Source organism: Streptomyces sp. SCA2-17 (genome assembly GCF_044336695.1).
The window spans coordinates 1,043,618-1,064,996 of record NZ_CP117521.1 but is presented as its reverse complement, the minus strand read 5'-3'; the positions used below and the strand labels follow the sequence as shown (position 1 = coordinate 1,064,996).

Below are 21,379 nucleotides of genomic sequence, written 5' to 3'. Positions count from 1 at the left end.
GTCATGAGCACGGACACGGCGCGCGACGCACGACAGCAGTGGAACGCGTGGCGCGAAGAGCGCACGGAGACGGTCTCGGCACCGTACGGACCCCTCGCCCTGACGGGGACGCACTGGCTCGCCGACGCCACCGAGGGGCGAATTCCCGCCATTCCCGGGCGGTGGGCGGAGGAAGAGGAAGCGGTACGGCTGACCGCCGCGGCCGTCGACGGACTCACCCTCGACGGGCGGCCGCTGGACGGCGTGGTCCGGCTCCGCCCCGACAAGGGGCCCGCGGCCGGGGCCCGGCTCTCGTACGGGGGGCGGAAGCTCGTGGTGATACGGCGGGAGGGGCTGTGGGCGGTGCGCGTCTTCGACCCCGGCTCGGCCGGGCGCCGGGAGTTCGCCGGCATCGACGTCTTCGGCCACGACGAGGAGTGGGTGCGGGACGGCGTCTTCCGCCCGTACGGCAGCAGCCGGCGGGTGAGCGTCCCGAACGCGGACGGGCGGGAACGGGGGCTGGGCCTGGACGGTGAGCTGGCGTTCACGGTCGCCGGGGCCGAACACACGCTGCAAGCCGCGCTGGAGGTGGACGGGACGCTGTGGGCGGTGTTCGCCGACGCGACGAGCGGTACGTCGAGCTACCGCTTCCGCTTCCTGCGCGCGCCGGCGCCGGGCGTCGACGGCCGGGTGACGCTCGACTTCAACCGGGCCTTGCTCCCGCCGTGCGCCTTCGCCGACCACTTCATCTGCCCGTTCCCGCCGCCGGGGAACACCCTCGCGATCGCCGTACCGGCAGGCGAACGAGACGTCTTGCGGGGCTAGTTCCCCCACGTCGTACGCTTCGCCCCGCGCGAGGGCCCGTCCGAAAGCGGCTCTTGCGAGGGGCGTTGCGCGGCCCGAATACTCCCGAGAAGCGCTTGTCAGGGGCACGGCGAAAACGGAATCCCGCGTGCCCGTACGTCCTGGCTGCGCCTCACCTACCGACCCCACTCGGGAGGAACCACGTGAGGATCAAGCGCACCACCCCCCGCCCGCGCACCCGCACCGCGACCCGCGTCGCCCTCGCCTCCACCCTCGCCGCCGCGGCGGCGCTCCTCGGCACCGCCGCCCACGCCGAGCCCGCCGCCGGATCAGCCGGCTCCGCCGGATCGGCCGCCCTGCTCGCCTCCGCCGCCAGCGCCGTGCAGTCCGCGGACGTCGCCGGCACCGCCTGGGCCGTCGACCAGGGCAGCGGCACCCTCGTCGTCACCGCCGACTCCACCGTCCCCGACGCCGCCCTTGCCAGAATCAAGCAGCAGGCCGGCCCCGCCGCCGACGCGATACGCGTCGAGCGGACCACCGGCGTCCTCCGCCCCTACCTCGGCGGGGGCGACGCGATCTACGCCCCGAGCTGGCGCTGCTCCCTCGGCTTCAACGTGCGCAAGGGCAACACCGCCTACTTCCTCACCGCGGGCCACTGCACCGAGGGCAAGCCGCCCTACTACACCAACTCCGGGCACACCACCAGCATCGGCCCCACCACCGGGACCAGCTTCCCGGGCAACGACTACGGCATCGTGCAGTACACCAACGGCTCCCTCGCGCACCCCAGCGAGGTCAACCTCTACAACGGCCGCACCCAGAAGATCACCGCCGCGGGCAACGCGAGCGTCGGCCAGGCCGTCCAGCGCAGCGGCTCCACGACCGGCGTGCACGGCGGCAAGGTCACCGGCCTCAACGCCACCGTCAACTACGGCAACGGGCAGGTCGTCCGCGGTCTGATCAAGACCAATGTGTGCGCCGAACCCGGCGACAGCGGCGGCGCCCTGTTCGCCGGATCCACCGCGCTCGGCCTCACCTCCGGCGGCAGCGGGAACTGCAGCTCCGGCGGGACGACGTTCTTCCAGCCCGTCGGACCGGCCCTGAAGGCGTACGGCGTGACCATCGGCTGAGCACGGCGCGCCCAGGCTGCCCCTGCCGGGGACTCGACCCTGTGCCCGATACGGGCATACCGTGGACATAACACCTGAGATGTACGGCAGGGGGCCTCCCATGGTCGAGGATCTGGTGGTGGCAGCCGTGGGCGTGGCGTCCGCCGGGGCGGTCTACGTCATGGCGGCGGCCCGCGTGGTCAAGCAGTACGAGCGCGGCGTGGTGCTGCGGCTCGGGCGGCTCATGCCCGACGTCCGCCCGCCGGGGTTCACCCTGGTCATCCCGGGCGTCGACCGGCTGCGCAAGGTGAACATGCAGATCGTGACGATGCCCGTCCCCGCGCAGGAGGGCATCACCCGCGACAACGTCACCGTGCGGGTCGACGCCGTCGTCTACTTCAAGGTCGTGAACCCCGCCGAAGCAGTGATCGCCGTGGAGGACTACCGCTTCGCGGTGTCGCAGATGGCCCAGACGTCCCTGCGCTCGATCATCGGCAAGAGCGACCTCGACGACCTGCTCTCCAACCGGGAGAAGCTGAACCAGGGCCTGGAGCTCATGCTCGACAGCCCCGCCATCGGCTGGGGCGTGCAGATCGACCGCGTGGAGATCAAGGACGTCTCGCTGCCGGAGACGATGAAGCGGTCCATGTCCCGGCAGGCCGAGGCGGAGCGCGAGCGGCGGGCGCGGGTGATCAACGCGGACGCGGAGCTGCTGGCGTCGAAGAAGCTGGCCGAGGCGGCGGCGACGATGGCCGACCAGCCGTCGGCGTTGCAGCTGCGACTGCTCCAGACGGTGGTGGCGGTGGCGGCGGAGAAGAACTCCACGCTGGTCCTGCCGTTCCCGGTGGAGCTTCTGCGCTTCCTGGAGCGGTCGGCTCAGCAGGGGCTCGTGCCGCCGGATCCGCCGCGGCGTGCGGAGAAGGAGGAGGTGGAGAAGCCGGCGCCTCCACCTCCTCCTCCGGAGGAGCTCCCTCCGGCCCCGGAGCTGTGACCCCTGCCCGGGCGGGCTACGTCCCTTGAGCCCCGCTCCACGGAGAGCCCTTCCGGCGGTGCCGGTCGGTCCGGCACCGCCGGGCTGCGCCGTGGGGCGTCTCGCCGTTGCGGCGGGGATGAGGGGGCCCGGCGCCCGGGCCGGGTGAGGGGCGTGGCCAGGCATGCGGCGGCGGGCGCGGGCCCTTGCTCCCGCCGCCGCGGTGAGCAACCCCGAACGACGTAGTCCGGCGGTGCCGGGCTGACCGGTACCGCCGGTCCGTGCCGCGAGGCGTCGCGCTCCGTCATCCCAACGGTCTAGCCCCGTGGGGTAAACCGCGGGGCGGTCGCGCGTAGCGCGTGCGCGGGGCGTGCTGCGTATCGCACGCGCCAAAGGAATTCCGCCTTGTGCGCGCCCTCCCCGGGTCCGGGATACTCAACAAGCCAACTTGGCATGGACGCGCCCTCTGTAAAGCCGTCGGCGAGCCCGTGTCGTATGTCCTCCGGGCCCGGCGAATCACCTCTCCGTGGCCCAACCCCCCACCGGAGGTGCCGAGTTGAAGCGTAGATGGATTCCCGCGCGCGTCGCCCTCGCCGCCGCGTCGACCGCCGCCCTCGCGGCGGTGACCCTCAGTCCACAGCAGGCCGACGCCTCGCCCGGCTCGCCCGCCGCTCCGGCCCGCGCACCGTCCGCCGCTTCGAACGCTTCGGACGCCTCCCTCACCAGGACGCTCGTCGCCGCACTGGGCGGCGCTGTCGCGGGTTCGTACTACGATTCCACTCTCGGCCGGCTCGTCGTCGACGTCACCGACAGCGACGCCGCCGGCATCGTCCGCGCGGCAGGCGCCGCGCCCCGCGTCGTGGAGCACTCGAAGGCCGAGCTCGACTCCGCCCACGCGGCGCTGGACTCCCGCATCACCACCCCCGGCACCGCCTGGGCGGCCGACCCGCGGCTCAACAAGGTGGTCCTGACCGCCGACCCCACGGTCACGGCGGCGGACCTCGCGCGGATCAAGGACACCGCCCGCTCGCTGGGCAGCGCGGTCGTGGTCAAGCGGTCCGCCACGAAGCTCACCCGGTTCATCGCCGGCGGCGACGGCATCTGGGGCTCGCAGTACCGCTGCTCGCTCGGCTTCAACGTGAAGCGGCCCGGCAAGCCCGACGCCTTCGTGACGGCCGGGCACTGCGGCAAGGTCGAACCCGACTGGCGCGCCTCGAACGGCGGCCCGGTGATCGCGAGGACCGAGGCCGCCACGTTCCCCGTCAAGGACTACGCCATCGCCGCGTACCCCGCCACCGGTGCCGTCGACCACCCGAGCGCCGTGAACCCGGGCCTGAAGCCCATCACCGGCGCCGGCGCCGCGACCGTCGGCCAGGCCATCAGCCGCAGCGGCTCCTCGACGGGGCTGAGGAGCGGCACGGTCACCGCCCTCAACGCCACGGTCAACTACAAGGAGGGCCAGGTCACCGGGCTCATCGAGACCAGCGCCTGCGCGGAGTCCGGTGACAGCGGCGGACCCCTCTTCGCCGGGACGACGGCGCTGGGCGTGCTGTCCGGCGGCTCCGGGAGCTGCACGATGCCGCTCCCGGAGCCGAGGACGTACTACCAGCCGGTCCAGGAGATCCTCGCGGCGTACGGCGCGACCATCCCGTAAGACCGAAGCCGAAGCCGAAGCCGAAAGCGAAGCCGAGGACACCCAGGACGCGGCCCCCGGACACACCTCCACGGTGTCCGGGGGCCGTTCCACGCTCAACCGGTCTCTGCGTTCAGTCGTTCAGTCGTTCAGCCGGTCCGCGGGGGGTTTCAGAACTCGAAGAGCGTGCCCTTGCCCGCCTTCGCCTCGCACGGGTTCGCGAAGGTGCGCTCGAAGTGGACCCGCTGGCCCTCCCAGACGCCGTCGGCGGTCACGACGCTCGGGTTCCACTCCTTGGTGCAGGCCGTGCCGGACTTGATGGTGGTGGCCTTCTTGAAGTCACCGTCGGCCGCCTTCAGCGCGGCGCAGGCGCCCTTCGCGTCCGGGTGCGAGCCGGTCGCCTTGGGGAAGCAGGTCAGCGTCACCGCGCGGTCGACCGAGGCCTCGGTGGAGTTCGCTCCGTGACCGACGGTCAGGACCAGGGCGGAGGCGGCGTACAGGCTCTGCGCCTGCGCCGCGGGGACAGGTGCGGGTGCTGCGCTCGCGGTCGTCGTTCCGGCGGCCAGGAGGCCGCCGCCCAGTGCGAGCGCGGCGCCCATCGCGATGCCCCCAGTGATGTACCGCATTCCGAACACTCCCTTGCTCGTGGCTGCAGATAACGGACGGAAGTCTTACCCAAGTTGGGCATGAACGCACATCGAACGAACACTTTCAGTCGCTGGTTGAAAACCCTCCGTAGTGGCCGGATCTCGTGTGAGGCACGTCTCATACGGGCCTTGAGGGAGAGGGTCCGACCCCGCCCGGCGTCCGCTTCAGGGCAATTGCGGGGATTTAATGTTACGGGGATGTTGACCAGCAAGGATTCCTTGTAATCAATGAAGAATTATCCAACTCGCCTTTAAAAAGATGGATTGCAGCCGCTCATTTCGTTGGATCTAATGATCTGCACGCCGGATCGGGCGATCCCCGCACACCGGCCGAAAAGAGGCCCGCCGCGTGACCGAGCGGCGGCCGGAGCGATACAGGAGCGCGGCAGCAAATGGCCGAAGAGCACTCAGGGAGAGCCCCTCGGGGCACCCTCGAAGCGCCCTCCCAGGGGCCCTCCGCCACCCCCTCCCGCGGCCCCTTCGCCACCGCCTGCCGCGCATTCCGCCGCGACCGCACGGGCATGGCCGCGCTCGCCGTCGTCGTGTTCTGCGCGCTGCTCGCGGCCGCCGCGCCCCTGGTCACGGCCCTCTACGGGAAGGACCCCACCTCCCACTACGGGCAGCAGACCCCCGGTCTGCTGAGCGCCGAGGGCCTTCCGGTCCTGCCCAACGGCGGCATCTCCGCCGACCACTGGTTCGGCATCGAACCCGGCCTCGGCCGCGACGTGTTCGCCCAGCTCGTGTACGGCATGCGCACGTCGCTTCTGGTGGCCTTCGCCTCCGTCGCGGTGATCGCCGTGACGGGCGTCGTCCTCGGCGTGACCGTCGGCTACCTCAGCGGGCTCGCCGACCGGGCCTTCACTTTCGTATGCAATGCACTGCTCGGTTTTCCGACACTTCTGCTTCTCCTCGCGCTCAGCCCGGTGATCCGGACCCGCTTCGTCGGGCCGGGTGAGAACGAGCCCGCATGGATGCAGTTCACCTCGCTCATCCTGGTGTTCTCGGCCTTCGGCTGGGTGCCGCTCGCGATGGTCCTGCGCACCTCCGTACGGGCCCTGCGCGAGCAGGAGTTCGTCGAGGCGGTGCGGGCCGTCGGGGCGAGCCGCCGGCACGTCGTGCTGCGCGAGCTGCTGCCCAACGTGTGGGCGCCCGTGCTCGTGCACATCACGCTCGCCGTCCCCGGCATCGTCACCGCCGAGGCCGCGCTGTCCTTCCTCGGCGTCGGCATCAACGAGCCGGTCCCCGACTGGGGCCGCATGATCTCCCGCGGCTCCGAGGTCTTCTACGACGACCCGACGTACATGGTCTTCCCGGGCGTGGCGATCCTCGTCTTCGTCCTCGCGTTCAACCTGCTCGGCGACGCGGTCCGGGATGCGCTCGATCCTCGGATCGTGCGCTGAGATTTCCGCCCGGAGCGTTGTCGGCTGCGGGTCGGTTTCGGCTGGTCGCGCCCACGCGGCGGAGCCGCAGATTGATACAGCCCCGCGCCCCTGCGGGGCGCGCTGCCTCCCTTGCGGGACGCACCCTCTTTCCCTTCCTCAACTCGGAGTTCACCATGCCCCGCATCCGCCCGCGCACCGCAGCCGTCCCGGCACTTCTCACCGCCGCCGTCATGCTGCTCTGCTCCTGCTCGGCCGGCGCAGAGGCGGGCAGCGGGGAGCAGGGGAAGGACGCGGACGCCGCCAAGAGCGGGCAGCGGCTCACCGCCACTCTCGGTACCGCCGCGGACAGCCGGGGCCCGGCCCCCGCCGTCGAGGGCGCCCGGAGCGGCGGCACGATCCGCATCGCCAACGCCGACGACTACTCCCACCTCGACCCGCAGAAGATCTACGCGGGCGAGTCGTACAGCACCTCCCTGCTGTGGGGCCGCCAGCTGACCCAGTATCAGATCGTCGCCGGCAAGCCCAAGCTCGTGGGCGACCTCGCCACCGACACCGGGAAGTCCACCGACGGCGGCCGCACCTGGACGTACCAGCTCAAGGACGGCATCGCCTGGGAGGACGGCGAGCCCATCACCTCCGAGCACGTCAAGTACGGCATCGAGCGCACCTTCGCCCCCGGCTTCGAACTCGGCCCCACCTACTGGCCCGAGTGGCTCACCGGCTCCGAGGACCGCACCGCCGCCGTGAAGAAGTACGCCGGGCCCGAACACGGCGACCTCGGCGCCATCGAGACGCCCGACGCCAAGACGATCGTCTTCCACTTCCCGCAGCCGCAGTCCGACGTGCCCTACATGGCCGCCCAGTCCTCCTCGTCCCCCGTCCGCAAGGACAAGGACACCGGCACCGCCTACGACACCCGGCCCTTCGCCACCGGTCCGTACCGGATCGCCGCGCACAAGCAGAACCAGAGCCTGACCCTGGAGCGCAACCCGCACTGGAAGCCGGAGACCGACCCCATCCGCCACCAGTACGCCGACCGCTTCGAGTTCACCTTCGGCAAGAAGATCCTCAACACCGCGCAGGAAGTCCTCAACGGGCGCGGCGACGGCCCGGCCACCCTCTCCACCAAGAGCGAGGTCCCGCCGGAGCTCTACGCCGAGGCCCGGCGCGACCCGCGGCAGAAGGAGCTCCTCGTCGCGGGCAGCCGGGGCGCGTACACCAGCGACCTCTACATCAAGAACAGCCGCGTCACCGACCCCGAGGTCCGCAAGGCCATCCACTACCTCTTCCCGCGCGAGCAGGCCCGCCAGGTCCTCGGCGGCCCGCGCCTGGGCGACTTCGCCACCACGCTCTCCTCGCCCGCCGTCGTCGGCTGGAAGAAGTACGACCTCTACCCCGTAGCACCCGCCGGCGACATCGAGAAGGCCAAGGAACACCTGGCCAGGGCCAAGACGAAGGTCGACACGCTCACGTACGCGTACGAGAGCGACGCCCCCGAGAAGGACCGGCTCGCCCAGGTCCTCGCCGACGCCTTCGCCAAGGCCGGCATCAAGCTTGTCACCAAGCCCCTGGAGAAGGCCGCGTTCACCAACGAGGTCTTCCGCGGCCCGGCCCCCTACGACCTCTGGCTGTCCACCAACTCCGTCGACTGGCCCACCCCGTCCACGCTCCTGCCCGACAGCTACCACAGCAAGCTCGACGCCCTCGCCAACCCCGTCCGCTACGCCAACCCCGCGGTCGACAAGGAGCTGGAGCGCATCGCCGGCATCGGCGACGCCCAGCAGAAGGCCGACGCGCTCATGGCCCTGGAGGAGAACGTCATGAAGGACGTCCCGGTCGTGCCGTTCCTCTACGCCGGCGTCACGCAGTTCCGGGGCGCGAACGTCGGCGGCGCCGCGATCCATCCGATCTACGGCTCCATCGCGGCCGCCGACCTGTACCTGAAGAGGTCGTAAGACTCCATGACCGGCTACCTCCTGCGGCGGGCCCTCCAGGCCGCGGCGGTGCTCCTCGCGATCACCGCCGCCGCCTTCGGCCTCTTCTACGCCGCCCCCTCCGACCCCGCCCTCATCGCCTGCGGCCCCAAGTGCGACACCGCACAGGTCGAGGCCGTCCGCCACAGCATGGGCCTCGACCAGCCGCTCGGCGGCCAGTACCTCGACTACCTGCGCGGCCTCGTCGCCGGCCGCACCATCAGCGACGTCGACGGCAGCCCCATCGACTGCACCGCCCCCTGCCTCGGCTACTCCTACACCCTCCACCAGCCGGTCCTCGACGCCATCGGCGACCGTTTCCCCGTCACCCTGTCGCTGGCGGGCGGCGCACTCGTCGTGATCGTCGTCCTCGGCATCGGCGCGGGCTTCGCCGCCGCGCTGCGCCGCGGCACGGCCACCGACCGGCTGCTGTCCGGCTTCACCCTGGTCGGCGCGAGCGTGCAGATCTACTTCCTCGGCTACGCCGTGCAGTACCTGCTCGTCTACAAGACCGGCCTCCTACCGCTGCCCGGCTACGCACCCCTCGCCGGCGGGCCGGGCCCGTGGGCCGCCGGGCTGCTCCTTCCCTGGCTCGTCCTCGGCTTCGTCAACGCCGCCGTCTTCGCCCGCCTCGCGCGCTCCCAGACGCTGGAGACCATGCACGAGGGGTACGTGCGGACGGCCCGCGGCAAGGGGCTCACCGCGCTGCGGGCCCACGTGAAGTACACGGCGCGCGGCGCCGCCGGGCCCCTCGTCCAGCTGCTCGGGCTGGAGGCCGGGGCGCTCTTCGGCGGCGCGTTCATCACCGAGACCGTCTTCGGGCTCGGTGGCGTCGGCAAGCTCGCCGTCGACTCCGTCGTCCAGAACGACCTGCCCACGGTCGTCGGCACGGTGCTGCTCGCCGCGTTCTTCGTCGTGGTGTTCGTGGCCCTCGCCGACGTGGTGGTGGCCCGGCTCGACCCGAGGGTGAGGCTCGCATGACGGCGTCGGCTTTGTCCGCAGCCCTGTCCGTAAGGGATCTGACGGTCGCCTTCAAGGGGCGGGACGGTACGGAGACCACGGCCGTCGACGGCCTTTCGTTCGAGCTGGCGCGCGGTGAAGTGCTCGGCCTCGTGGGGGAGTCCGGCTCGGGCAAGTCCACCGTCGGGCTGGCCGCGATGGGGCTCCACGACCCGGCCCGTACGCGGGTGAGCGGGAGCGTGCTGGCCGGGGGAACGGAGGTGGTGGGCGCGCCCGAGTCCGCGGTGCGCGCGCTGCGCGGCTCCCGGATCGGCATGGTCTTCCAGGACGCGCTGGCCGCGCTCTCGCCCTTCCACACGGTGGGCGCGCAGGTGGCGGAGGCCTATCGTGTCCACGCCCCGGCGGGGGCGGGGCGGCGGGCCGAAGCGAAGGAGAAGGCCCTCGCGATGCTGGAACGCGTCGGCATCCCGGCCGCCCGTGCCCGCGACTACCCGCACCAGTTCTCGGGCGGCATGCGGCAGCGGGTGATGATCGCGATGGCGCTCGTGAACAGCCCGGACGTGGTGATAGCCGACGAACCGACGACCGCGCTGGACGCGCGCGTGCAGCGGCAGATCCTCGAACTGCTCGCGGAGCTGCGGGAGGAGAGCGGTACGGCGGTGCTGCTCGTCACGCACGACGTGGGCGTCGTGGCCGGGACGTGCGACCGCATGCTCGTCATGCGGGGCGGGCGGGGCCTGGAGCTGGGCCCCACCCGCAAGCTCCTGACCGACGCGGCCCACCCGTACACGCGCGCCCTGATCAGCGCGGCACCGACGCTGAACACGGTGCCGGGGACGCGCTTGCCGACGGTGGAATCCGGCGGTGCCGGACAGGCCCCGGCTGTACGGGCCGCCTTCGCGGAGGCACAGGCACCCCGCGGCGGCGGACCCACCCCCGTCCATCCCCTCGCCGAGGTCGTCGACCTCCACGTGGAGTTCGGGGGCCGCCGCGGGCTCCTCCGGCGGGGGCGGGGTGCCGTGCACGCCGTACGGGGCGTGAGTCTGCGGATCGGCGCCGGAGAGACGCTCGGGCTCGTGGGGGAGTCCGGGTCCGGGAAGTCCACCACGGCGAGGGTCCTCGCGGGGCTGCAGCGGCCCACGTCGGGGGACGTGCGGTTCGACGGCCGGGACATCTCCCGCGCCGCGGGCGACACGCGCCTGCGGCGCGCGCTCAGCCGCGACGTACAGCTGGTCTTCCAGGACCCGTACGCGTCACTCAACCCGCGCCGTACGGTCGAGGAGATCGTGACCACCCCGCTGCGGGTGCACACCGGCCTGGACAAGGGGGAGCGCCGCGCGCGGGCGGCCGAGCTGCTGGAGCAGGTGGGCCTGCAAGCAGCCCATCTGCACCGCTACCCGCACGAGTTCTCCGGCGGCCAGCGCCAGCGCATCGGCATAGCCCGCGCGCTCGCCCTCCGCCCGCGCCTGGTCATCGCGGACGAGCCCGTGTCGGCGCTGGACGTGTCCGTGCAGGCCCAGGTGCTCAACCTGCTCATGGACCTCCGCGCCGAACTGGGCCTGTCGCTGCTGTTCGTCTCGCACGACCTCGCCGTCGTCCGGCACTTCTGCGACCGGGTGGCGGTGATGCGGGCCGGGAGCGTGGTCGAGAGCGGTCCGCGGGACGAAGTCTTCGACGATCCGAAGGCCCCCTACACGCGGGAGCTACTCGCGGCCACGATGTAGGGCGGTGCCCGCGCCGCCGCTCGTGGAGGGGACGGGCGGTGGCGCGGGACGCCGGGGGCGCAGCAGGTCCACCGGGACACCGGTGACGTCGTCGGCGAGGAGCAGCGGCCGGGTCTCCCCGGCCGGACCCTCGCGCAGGGCCCACGCCAGGTGGCCGTCGGCCCAGAGGGAGAGCGCGCGGCTCCAGGCGGCGACGGCCGCGGAGGAGGACGCGGGGGCCTCGTCTTCGAGACGGTCCAGCGCGCCCCGGAGCGCCTCCCGGGCGGCACCGCCCTGGGTGAGCACCGAGACCGCGGCCGCGACCGCTTCCTGATGGGGCGCCAGCTCCCGTACGGCGGCGGGTAATTCGTTTCGGCAGGCGTATTCGACGAGGTCGGGCACGATCCCGGGCGCGAGCCCGTCCCAGGGCCGCCGCCCGGCGGCGCACTCCCGGAAGCGCGCGGTGACCCGGGCGCGCCACGCGGGCGACATCGCGGGCGCGGTCATCCGCCAGACGTCGGCGAGCGCCCGCTGGAGGGCGGTCCGCGGCGGCGGCGTGCGCCCGCCGTCCGGCGGCAGGAAGTCGGGCAGCGCGTCGTACCCGTACGGGCTCTCCTCCTCCCGGTGGTGGAACCGGTCGTCGAGGGCGTGGAACCACACCAGCCAGGCCGAGACCCGCTGCAACCGCCCGCACTCGGCCTCCGGCGCCACCCGCGCCGCGAACTCCGCGCAGCCCGCCCTGCGGAAGCGCCGCTGGGCGGAGAAGGACTGGATCAGCCCGGTCCGCCGCACCCAGCGGTCGGTGAACGCGGCGGCTTCGTCGAGGTGCGGGCTGATCCGGGACACGGCGTTCCTCGAGGAGGAGGGGGTGGACGACGGAGGCGCACGCGAGGTGCTGACGTCACAGCGTCCACCCCGCCCCCGCACCGGATCCATGGCCCTGCCCCGTTTCACCAACGGCTCATCAGTGCACCACGAGGCGCGCGGACCCGGCTCGCGCGCCGGGGTGCCATTCGCTGGGGCGGGACCGTGGCTGGGATCCGTGGGTGGGGTGCGGGGTAGAACAGGATGACTGTCGTGGGCGCTCTGCTCGGCTTGTGTCACCGGTGCGGCTGAATGGCAGCCCGGATGTGGCGGGGAGACGCTAGGCTGATATTTGCCCCGGTCGGCCAGGCATACGGCCGAGGTGCGGTCGTCGGGTGGGCATATCCGCGACCGGGACGTATCAAGAGAGGCCCCCACCACGGATGGGCGAATCCGCGGCGAGGGCCAAACCGGAAACGATGTTCCGGCCGGAGGCTTCTACTTCGAGCCTCCGGTCACTTCCGGCACATCCACCTCCACAGTTCACGGATCACCGCAGCGACCCGTTCCCACAGAGGCGTCTTCCGGTGGCGTCCCGTCATGCGGGCGCCCCCCTTTCCTACTGCGGCCATGCCCGGTGGCCGCTCCGGAGGAACCCGGTCGTCCGGGCCCTCCGCGAACCCGACGACTGTCGGCTCCTCCTGGAAGGGGGGCGCCCGTTCAGGGGCGCCGCAGAGCACATTAGTCGCGAACCGGGATCAACTGCCGCCCTGCGAAGGGGTGTTCACTCTTCGGGGTTCTTTTCCTGTCGTTTGAGCACCGAGCACGCCATCGTCACCACCACCCCCGCCACCGCCCAAGCCGCCAGTACCAGCAGGGACGGGGCCAGGCCGTTGCCGCTGAAGTAGGCGAGGGAGCGGGCGGACCAGGTGGCGGCGCCCGGGGGGAGGGCGGGGCCGAGGGCGTTCCAGAAGGGGGGCAGGAGGGGGTACGGGTAGGCGCCGCCCGCGCTCGGGTTGCCCAGGACGACCACGATCGCGATGGCCAGGCCGATGCCGACGACGCCCGCGAGGCCCTGGAGGGCGAGCGTCGTCGCTCCGACGGCGAAGACCACCAGCGCTCCCAGGCCCCACAGTCCGAGGATGCTGCCGGGCAGCGCGTCCAGGACGGGGCCCGCGATGACGGCGCCGAGCAGGCCGGCCGCGGCCGCGTAGAGGGCGAGGGCACCGAGCCGGATGACGGCGCGGTGGGAGTTGGCGGGCCGGGCGCCCGCGCTGATGGCGAGGATCGCGGCGCACAGGTAGCCGCCCACGCACCAGCCGACCGCCAGGTAGAACGCGGTCAGGCCGCGAGCGTCGCCGGCCGCGGCGGGCGCGACGTCCTTGACCCGCACCGTGCGCCCCTCCGCCGCCTCCGCGCGGGTGAGCACCGCCTCGGTGGCCTGGGCGAGGGAGGCGCCCGCACCGCTTGCGACCAGCAGGGTGTCGGTGTTGCCGCGGGGGTCGACGATCAGCGCCGCGTCGAGGTCGCGGTTGCGGATCTCCCGGGTGGCCGCGGCCTCGCCGCCGTCCACCGTGCGCGGGTCCAGGGGGCCGCCCGGCAGCCCGCCCAGCCGCTGCACCAGCTGCCCGCCGATCTGCCGCGGGGCGACGACGCCGAGCGCGACGTCCCGCGGCCGGGGGCTGTGGAAGGCGCCCACGTACGAGGCGATGAAGGCGAGCTGGAGCACCAGGGTGCCGATCACCAGGACCGCGGCCCGGCCCGTCACCGCGCTCCGCAGTTCCTGGACGAATGTGGGCATGCCCCGAGCCTGCGGGGTGCGGAGGGCCGGCGCAGGCGGTGCGGGCCGTCCGGGTGATCGAAGCCCGCGACCCGGGCTCGCACTCACACATATGTTCGTACGAATGTTCGAGAGTGTGGTTTATGGTGGATGGAGAGGGCGGTTTTCAGCCAGGGGGTGACAGGAACGGCAGGAGGTGCGATGACCGGGCTGAACACGTTCACGCACCTGCACACCGCGTCCGGCTTCTCGACGCGGTACGGGGCCACGCACCCCGAACAGCTGGCCGAGCGTGCCGCCGAGCGCGGCATGGACGCCGTCGCCCTCACCGACCGCGACACCCTCGCCGGAGCGATCCGGTTCGCCACGGCGTGCGCCGGGGCCGGGGTGCGCCCGGTGTTCGGCGTGGACCTGGCCGTGCGGGACGAGCCGCCGCGCCCCCCGCAGCCCCCGCGGCCGTCCGCCCATCCCGGCCCCCGCCCCCGTACCCCCGTACGCGGCGGCGCCTTCGTCGACGAGTCCGCGCCCCGCGCGGTCTTCCTCGCCCGGGACGGCGCGCGCGGCTGGGCCGCCCTGTGCGGACTGGTCTCCGCGGCCCATGCGAATGCCGCTTCCACCCCTCCCGAGCTCACCCGTGAAGACCTTGCGGCCGCCGCCCCCGGCATCCGCGCCCCCCTCCACGTCCTCCTCGGCCCCGGCTCCGAGCCCGGTCGCGCCCTCGCCGCCGGCCGCCCCGACCGGGCCGCCCGGCTGCTCGCGCCCTGGCGGGAAATGTTCGGTGACGCCCTGCGGCTGGAGGTCGTCTGCCACGGCCGGACCGGCACCGGTCCCGGCTCGCTGCGGCTCGCCGCCCGTACCGCCGGCTTCGCCGCCGACCAGGGCGTCCCCGCCGTCCTCACCAATGCCGTGCGCTACGCCGACCCCGGCCAGGGGCCCGTCGCCGACGTCCTCGACGCGGCCCGCCGGCTGGTCCCGGTCGACCCCCGCAAGCCGGAGTCCCTCGACACCGGCGAGCGCTGGCTCAAGGGGCCGGCTTCCATGGCCGCCCTCGCCGAGCGGATCACGGAGGCCGCGGGGCTCGGCAAGGGCGCGGCCCGCCGGCTGCTCGCCACGACCGAGGAGACCGCCGCCGCCTGCCGGGTCGGCCCCGAGGAGGACCTGAGGCTCGGCCACGTCCACTTCCCCGAGGCGCACCTGGTCGGTGCCGGTCACCGCACCGCCGACCGCGTGCTGCGCTCCCGCTGCACGGCGGGCATGGTGCTGCGCGGCTACGACCGGAAGCGCCGCTACCGGGAGCGGCTGGAGGAGGAGCTGGCGATCATCGCCGGGAAGGGCCTCGCCTCGTACTTCCTCACCGTCGCCCAGGTCGTGGACGACACCCGCGCCCTCGGCGTACGGGTCTCGGCCCGTGGCTCCGGCGCAGGCTCCCTGGTCAACCACCTGCTCGGCATCGCCCACGCCGACCCCGTCGAGCACGGCCTGCTGATGGAGCGCTTCCTGTCGGTCCACCGCAAGGCGCTGCCCGACATCGACATCGACGTGGAGTCCGCGCGCCGCCTGGACGTCTACCGCGCGATCTTCGACCGCTTCGGCGCGGACCGCGTCGCGACCGTCGCCATGCCCGAGACCTACCGGGTCCGGCACGCGATCCGGGACGTGGGCGCGGCCCTCGGCAAGGACCCGGCCGAGGTGGACCGGCTCGCCAAGGCGTTCCCGCACATCCGCGCCCGCGACGCCCGCGCGGCGCTGGCCGAGCTGCCCGAGCTGCGCGGGGTGGCCGCGGAGGACCACGGCCGGCTGTGGGAGCTGGTCGAGGCGCTGGACGGGCTGCCGCGCGGCGTCGCCATGCACCCGTGCGGCGTGCTGCTGTCGGACGCGAGCCTGCGTGCCCGCACGCCCGTCGTGCCGACCAGCGGCGAGGGCTTCCCCATGGCGCAGTTCGACAAGGACGACGTGGAGGAGCTCGGGCTGCTCAAGCTCGACGTGCTGGGCGTGCGGATGCAGTCCGCGATGGCGCACGCGGCGGCCGAGATCGAGCGGGCCACCGGGCGCCGCCTCGACCTCGACGACCCCGCGCACGTGCCGCCGGGTGACCCCCGTACGTACGAGCTGATCCGGTCGACCGAGACCCTCGGCTGCTTCCAGATCGAGTCGCCGGGCCAGCGCGACCTCGTCGGCCGGCTGCAGCCCACGACCTTCCACGACCTCGTGGTGGACATCTCCCTCTTCCGGCCGGGCCCGGTCGCGGCCGACATGGTGCGGCCCTTCATCGAGGCCCGGCACGGGCGCGCGCCCGTGCGCTACCCGCACCCGGACCTCGAACCCGCCCTGCGCGAGACCTACGGCGTGGTCGTCTTCCACGAGCAGATCATCGAGATCCTGCGCATCATGACCGGCTGCGACCGGAGCTTCGCGGACGAGACGCGCCGCGCGCTGTCCGACCCGCAGCTGGTGGGGCGGGTGCGCACGTGGTTCGGGCGGGAGGCGGCGAAGCTCGGTCGCTCGCCCGAGTCCGTGCGCCGCACCTGGGAGATCGTGGAGGCGTTCGGCAGCTACGGCTTCTGCAAGGCGCACGCCGTCGCGTTCGCCGTGCCGACCTACCAGTCGGCGTGGCTGAAGGCCCATCACCCGGCGGCCTTCTACGCGGGGCTGCTCACCCACGACCCGGGGATGTACCCCAAGCGGCTGCTGCTCGCGGACGCGCGGCGGCGCGGCGTGCCGATCCTGCCGCTGGACGTGAACCGGTCGGGCACGGCCTATTCGATCGAACTGGTGTCCGGTGATGCTGGCGGGGCCGGCGCCGTATGGGGGCTCCGCATGGCCCTCTCCGACGTCCAGGGCATCACCGGGGCCGAAGCCGCACGCATCGCGGAGGGCCGCCCGTACACCTCCCTCCCCGACCTGTGGCAGCGCGCCCGTCCGGCCCGGCCCGTCGCCGAACGCCTCGCCCGGGTCGGCGCGCTGGACGCCTTCGGCGGCAACCGCCGCGACCTGCTCCTGCACATCGCCGAACTGCACCACGGGCAGGGCCGCTACGGGCACGGCCGCCGCGGGCACGGGCGCGGAGGCGTGGACCAGCCCACCCTGATCGACAGCGTGCGGGCCGAGCCCATCGGCCTGCCCGACCTCGACGCGGAGGAGCGGCTCGGCGCCGAGCTCGGCGTGCTCGGCATGGACACCTCCCGGCACCTGATGTCGGACCACCGGGCGTTCCTCACCGAGCTGGGCGTCGTCCCCGCCCGCCGGCTGCGCGACGCGCGCCATGGCGAGACCGTCCTGGTCGCGGGCGCCAAGGCCGCCACCCAGACCCCGCCCGTCCGCTCCGGCCGCCGCGTCATCTTCACCACCCTCGACGACGGTACGGGCCTGGTCGACTGCGCCTTCTTCGACGACAGCCACCCCGCCTGCGCGCACACCGTTTTCCACTCCTGGCTGCTGCTCGTCCGCGGCGTCGTCCAGCGCCGCGGGCCGCGCAGCCTGAGCGTGGTGGGCGCGGCGGCGTGGGACCTCGCGCAGCTGACGAGGCTCCGTGCGGAGGGCGGGCTGGAGGCAGTGGCTTCGGTGCTGGCGGCCCCGGCAGCAGCTCCGGCGACCGCGGCGGCTTCCGCGGCCGGGACCGCGGGGCCGGACCCGGCCGGGAGCCCGGGCCGCCGCATCCACCTCCCCACCGGCTACGCCATGCACCCGTGGGCGGATCTGCAACCCGCGGGCGAGGGTGCGGCCACGGGCCGCAAGCTGTGGCACGCGAGTCCCGGGAGCGCGGGATGAGCGCCCGGGCGCGGCTCGCCGCGGTGCCGGACCCACCGCCCGGTCCGGCCGGCGCGCCCACCGTGCTCTACGTCCACTTCCACGCCGGGGCGGGCGCACCCCTGGGCGAGGAGACCTACGACGGACTGCTCGGCCTGCTGGCCGAGGTCAGCCCCGTCGTGCAGGCCGTCCCTCCCGACGCGGCGCTCGTGGAAGTCCGCGGCGCCACCCGCTACTTCGGGCAGGACCCGGCCGGGCTCGCCGCGCTCGTACGGGTACGGGCGCTCGCCCGGTACGGGGCCGACTGCACGGTCGGCATCGCGGGCAATCCGATGCTGGCCCGGATGGCCGCGCAGGACGGCCCGCCCGGCGCGGTGCGCACGCTCCCCGGGGACCCGGCCGCCGTGTCCGCGTTCCTCATGGGCAAGCCGGCCGCCGCCCTGTACGGCGTGGGCCCGGCCACCGCCCGCACCCTGGCCACGTACGGGCTCGGCACCGTCGGCCGGATCGCCGCCGCGCCGCTGCCCGCGCTCCAGCGGATCCTGGGGCCCGTGGCGGGCCGGCAGCTGTACGAGCGGGCGCGCGGCATCGACCCGACCCCCGTCACCCCGGGGGCGCGGGCCCGTTCGATGGCCGCGGAGCACCGCTTCGAGCGGGACGAGCTGGACGCCGACCGGCGCCGCCGCGCGCTGCTGGCGCTCGCCGACGGGCTGGGCGGCCGGCTGCGGGAGAGCGGCCAGGTCGCGCGCGGTCTGACCCTCACCGTGCGCTACGCGGACGGCTCGGCGACCACCCGCTCCCGCACCTTCGCCGAACCGACCGCGCACACCCCCGAGCTGACCGCGACCGCGTACGCGCTGCACGACGCGCTCGGGTTGCAGCGCGCCCGGGTCCGGGCCGTGGCGCTGCGCGCGGAGGGCCTCGGCGACGCCGGATCCGCCGCGCACCAGCTGTCGTTCGACCCCGCCGACGAGAAGGCGCGCCGGGTCGAGGCGGCCGTGGACCGGGCGCGGGCCCGCTTCGGGCCGGGGGCGGTGGGCCCGGCGGCGGCGCTGAGCAGGCGTGCCGTGGCCTGAATCCGTTACGGAGCGATGTCTTCCACATAAAGAACGCGTGACGGATTCCTTGACCGATCAAGGTGCGCCACGCATCCTTACTGGCACGTAAGTTAACGCCCTTTCAGCAAACCGCGGTTCCGGGCCACCCGTGTGCCCACCGTCGGTGACCACCCCCCACCAGCGAGGTGTTCATATGAAGCTGCCCTGGAGACCCCTGCGCACCCTGCTCCCCGCACTGGCCCTCGCCCTCTCCGCCGCCGCCCTCACCGCCCCCGGGGCAGCGGCCGCTTCGTCTCACGATTCCCGCCCGGCCGCTGTCGCCGGCAAGGCCGTCAACAGCGGCTGGAACGACTACTCCTGCAAGCCGTCGGCCGCCCACCCGCGCCCCGTCGTCCTCGTGCACGGCACCCTCGGCAACTCCTGGGACAACTGGGCGGCCTTCGCGCCCTATTTGGTGGGACGCGGCTACTGCGTCTTCTCCCTCGACTACGGGCAGCTGCCGGGCGTACCGGTCTTCCACGGCCTCGGCCCGATCGACAAGTCGGCCGAACAGCTCTCCACGTACGTCGACAAGGTCCTGAAGGCGACCGGCACCTCCAAGGTCGACCTGGTCGGGCACTCCCAGGGCGGCATGATGCCGCGGTACTACCTGAAGTTCCTGGGCGGCGCGGACAAGGTCAACGCGCTCGTCGGCTTCGCCCCCAGCAACCACGGCACGACGCTGTCCGGCCTGACCAAGCTGCTCGACGTCGTCCCGGGCGCGCGCGACGTCATCGCGGCCAACGCCCCCGGCCTGACCGACCAGGTCATCGGCTCGCCCTTCATGAAGCGCCTCGACGAGGGCGGCGACACCGTGCCCGGCGTCCGCTACACCGTGATCGTCACCAAGTACGACGAGGTGGCCACGCCTTACCGCAACGGCTTCCTGACCGGCCCGAACGTCCGCAACGTCGTCCTCCAGGACCTGTGCGCGGTCGACATCTCCGAGCACGTCGCCATCGGCACCATCGACCGCGTCGCCTTCCACGAAGCCGCCAACGCCCTCGACCCGGCCCACGCGACGCCGTCGACGTGCGCCGCGATGGTGACCGGCTGAACCCGGCGGAAATCCAGTGGCTCCACGGCCCGTCGTGGGGCAGCCTCATCTCCCATGAGCACCACGAGTTTCACACTGGAGCCCGGCAGTGACGTGACCGTCACGCTGGTCAAGGAATCCCGGTCCGGCATCGGCTACCCCGCGGTGGTGGTGCGCGACGACGGCACCCACGCCGTCGTCCGCGCCCCGTGGGCGGCCCCGTCGGACCGGGACTTCGGCTTCGTCCGCTTCGAGCGCGGCGACGTCTTCACCGAGCACTACTGGCGCGACCGCTGGTTCGCCGTCAAGGAGGTGCGCGGCGCCGACGGCGTCCTGAAGGGCTGGTACTGCGACATCACCCGGCCCGCCGAGATCACTCCGGGCGCCGTCGTCTCCACCGACCTGGACCTCGACCTGTGGGTCTCCGCCGACGGGGCCACGGTGCTCCGCCTGGACGAGGACGAGTTCGAGGAGAGCGGCCTGGCCGGGCGCGACCCCGGAGCGGCGGCGAAGGCCTGCGCGGCCCTGGACGAGCTGGAGGCGCTGGCGTGCGGCGGCGGGCTGACGGGGCTGCTGGGCTAGCGGGGTTGCGGCGTACCGCCCGGCGGCGCCGGTGTCCTGTCTCAACGAAGTTAGTCGTCCGCATGCCGCGGACCTGCGTGGACTGGATTGAGTGAGACGCGTGGACTCGGTTCGTTGAGACAGACGTCAGTTTCCGGATCGGAGCGGGCTGTCCCGTCTCGAAAGACCTGGACCCCGTAGGCAGGCGAACTGGTCCACTTCACCTGCGGTCTCAGGTGAAGTGGCGCGCCGGGTCCGCGAGGCGACCAGGCACGGGCCTGTCGGCGGCGGCCAGTCCCAGCGCCGGGAGGTTGCTACATCACCGCGTCGGTCTGCAGAGGGCCCGCGGTGATGCGCAGTTCACGAACGCGGACAGGCTCCTCGTCGGCGAGGTAGAAAATGTGCATGAATGGAGCGCGCACCACGCGCTCCGGTTCACTCTTCTTGGCCATGGTCGCCTCTCCGCGCAGCAGGCGGACGCCGTCGCACGCGGTCCAGAACTCCAGGACCTCATGAGCGATGATCAGCGGCTCGTCGATCTTGACGAAGAACGCCTTGATGGCCTCGACGCCGTGGATGTGTTCGGTGCCGAAGAACATGTCGGTGTCCTCGGTCAGCGGCGAGAAGCCCTCCCCGAAGTCCAGTGTGTCGATGGCACCCATGAACTTCAGGACCCATTCGGGCGCAGTCGTTGCCTGTGCTGTGTTCGCCATCGCCGTCCTCTCCCCATCAGGCCACCGTCCACCGTAACCCGAGCAACCGACGCACGACGCCGGACCAGATCACTGGAGACACCTCCAACGTCCAAGCGCCGAGAACCAGTTCACCCGAAATTCCCGGCCGCCCGGCGTCTCAGTCGATCCGGTCGCCGCAGGACACAGCTCTGGTCACGGACCAGAACACCGAAGACGGGACACGGACCCCAGCGCACTCAACCGCGCGCCTAGGTTCGCTGAGACAGAAGGCCGAACGACTCGGTTCGCTGAGAAAGCGACTCGATTGAGTGAGACAGGACAGCCGGAAAGGGCCGGCCGCTCGGCCGACCGGCCCTTGTGCCACTTGTGTTCCTTTGTGTTCCTGTGTGTTCCTCAAGCGGCGGACGTCACCCGCCGCACTGGCAGGAGCCACCGTTCTGGCATCCGCAACTGCATCCCGGACCACAGGTGCAATCAGCACCGGGCGCCGCGACAGGCT

The 21,379-nt window shown here is 72.8% G+C and carries 16 protein-coding genes; 12 read left to right on the top strand and 4 right to left on the bottom strand.

Features of this window, described 5'->3' with window-relative positions:
- The first annotated feature begins 3 nt into the window (after nucleotides 1-3).
- The 4 genes from PS271_RS04710 to PS271_RS04695 all read left to right on the top strand — a co-directional run bounded on the left by PS271_RS04710 (nucleotide 4) and on the right by PS271_RS04695 (nucleotide 4,516).
- The gene (locus PS271_RS04710; RefSeq protein ID WP_398380341.1) at nucleotides 4-804 is read left to right on the top strand and encodes a DUF1684 domain-containing protein; all 801 of its coding nucleotides are present in this window, start codon (nucleotides 4-6) and stop codon (nucleotides 802-804) included.
- Nucleotides 805-986: 182 nt separating this feature from the next.
- Nucleotides 987-1,913 (top strand): S1 family peptidase, encoded by a 927-nt coding sequence (locus PS271_RS04705; RefSeq protein ID WP_398380339.1) that lies wholly within the window; start codon nucleotides 987-989, stop codon nucleotides 1,911-1,913.
- A gap of 100 nt (nucleotides 1,914-2,013) precedes the next feature.
- Nucleotides 2,014-2,883, top strand: a complete 870-nt coding sequence (locus tag PS271_RS04700) for a slipin family protein (RefSeq protein WP_398380337.1) — start codon at nucleotides 2,014-2,016, stop codon at nucleotides 2,881-2,883.
- Between the two features lie 535 nt (nucleotides 2,884-3,418).
- A complete protein-coding gene (locus PS271_RS04695) occupies nucleotides 3,419-4,516 on the top strand; it encodes a S1 family peptidase (protein WP_398380335.1) in 1,098 nt (365 codons plus the stop codon).
- A gap of 149 nt (nucleotides 4,517-4,665) precedes the next feature.
- Here the strand turns inward: PS271_RS04695 and PS271_RS04690 are convergent, their stop codons facing one another.
- Nucleotides 4,666-5,121, bottom strand: coding sequence for a subtilase-type protease inhibitor (locus PS271_RS04690; protein ID WP_398380333.1), 456 nt, complete (start codon nucleotides 5,119-5,121; stop codon nucleotides 4,666-4,668).
- 413 nt (nucleotides 5,122-5,534) lie between these two features.
- On the opposite strand from PS271_RS04690, the gene PS271_RS04685 reads away from it, so the two are divergent.
- The 4 genes from PS271_RS04685 (at nucleotide 5,535) to PS271_RS04670 (ending at nucleotide 11,181) form a co-directional block, all read left to right on the top strand.
- On the top strand, nucleotides 5,535-6,542 hold the full coding sequence (locus PS271_RS04685) for an ABC transporter permease (protein WP_398380331.1): 1,008 nt from the start codon (nucleotides 5,535-5,537) through the stop codon (nucleotides 6,540-6,542).
- A gap of 155 nt (nucleotides 6,543-6,697) precedes the next feature.
- Nucleotides 6,698-8,479, top strand: a complete 1,782-nt coding sequence (locus tag PS271_RS04680; protein WP_398380329.1) for an ABC transporter substrate-binding protein — start codon at nucleotides 6,698-6,700, stop codon at nucleotides 8,477-8,479.
- A gap of 6 nt (nucleotides 8,480-8,485) precedes the next feature.
- A complete protein-coding gene (locus PS271_RS04675; protein WP_398380327.1) occupies nucleotides 8,486-9,478 on the top strand; it encodes an ABC transporter permease in 993 nt (330 codons plus the stop codon).
- On the top strand, nucleotides 9,475-11,181 hold the full coding sequence (locus tag PS271_RS04670; protein ID WP_398380326.1) for a dipeptide ABC transporter ATP-binding protein: 1,707 nt from the start codon (nucleotides 9,475-9,477) through the stop codon (nucleotides 11,179-11,181). The genes PS271_RS04675 and PS271_RS04670 overlap by 4 nt, the downstream gene beginning before the upstream one ends.
- Here the strand turns inward: PS271_RS04670 and PS271_RS04665 are convergent.
- Together PS271_RS04665 and PS271_RS04660 are read right to left on the bottom strand one after the other, a co-directional pair.
- Nucleotides 11,161-12,006: a terpene synthase family protein gene (locus PS271_RS04665; RefSeq protein WP_398380325.1), complete on the bottom strand. Its 846-nt coding sequence runs from the start codon at nucleotides 12,004-12,006 to the stop codon at nucleotides 11,161-11,163. The genes PS271_RS04670 and PS271_RS04665 overlap by 21 nt on opposite strands.
- Nucleotides 12,007-12,748: 742 nt before the next feature.
- Nucleotides 12,749-13,765: a YhgE/Pip domain-containing protein gene (locus PS271_RS04660; protein WP_398380324.1), complete on the bottom strand. Its 1,017-nt coding sequence runs from the start codon at nucleotides 13,763-13,765 to the stop codon at nucleotides 12,749-12,751.
- Nucleotides 13,766-13,945: 180 nt separating this feature from the next.
- Here PS271_RS04660 and PS271_RS04655 point away from each other — a divergent pair, with 180 nt between their 5' ends.
- The 4 genes from PS271_RS04655 (at nucleotide 13,946) to PS271_RS04640 (ending at nucleotide 20,206) form a co-directional block, all read left to right on the top strand.
- Nucleotides 13,946-17,512 carry a DNA polymerase III subunit alpha gene (locus PS271_RS04655; RefSeq protein WP_398380322.1) on the top strand — a complete coding sequence of 1,189 codons (3,567 nt, stop codon included), beginning with the start codon at nucleotides 13,946-13,948 and terminating at the stop codon, nucleotides 17,510-17,512.
- Nucleotides 17,509-18,567, top strand: a complete 1,059-nt coding sequence (locus PS271_RS04650; RefSeq protein ID WP_398380320.1) for a DNA polymerase Y family protein — start codon at nucleotides 17,509-17,511, stop codon at nucleotides 18,565-18,567. The genes PS271_RS04655 and PS271_RS04650 overlap by 4 nt, the downstream gene beginning before the upstream one ends.
- 175 nt (nucleotides 18,568-18,742) lie before the next feature.
- A complete protein-coding gene (locus PS271_RS04645) occupies nucleotides 18,743-19,645 on the top strand; it encodes an esterase/lipase family protein (protein WP_398380319.1) in 903 nt (300 codons plus the stop codon).
- Between the two features lie 54 nt (nucleotides 19,646-19,699).
- Nucleotides 19,700-20,206 (top strand): ribonuclease FAU-1 family protein, encoded by a 507-nt coding sequence (locus PS271_RS04640; RefSeq protein WP_398380318.1) that lies wholly within the window; start codon nucleotides 19,700-19,702, stop codon nucleotides 20,204-20,206.
- Between the two features lie 293 nt (nucleotides 20,207-20,499).
- On the opposite strand, the gene PS271_RS04635 is transcribed toward PS271_RS04640, so the two are convergent.
- The gene (locus PS271_RS04635; RefSeq protein ID WP_398380317.1) at nucleotides 20,500-20,898 is read right to left on the bottom strand and encodes a nuclear transport factor 2 family protein; all 399 of its coding nucleotides are present in this window, start codon (nucleotides 20,896-20,898) and stop codon (nucleotides 20,500-20,502) included.
- Nucleotides 20,899-21,379 lie beyond the last annotated feature (481 nt).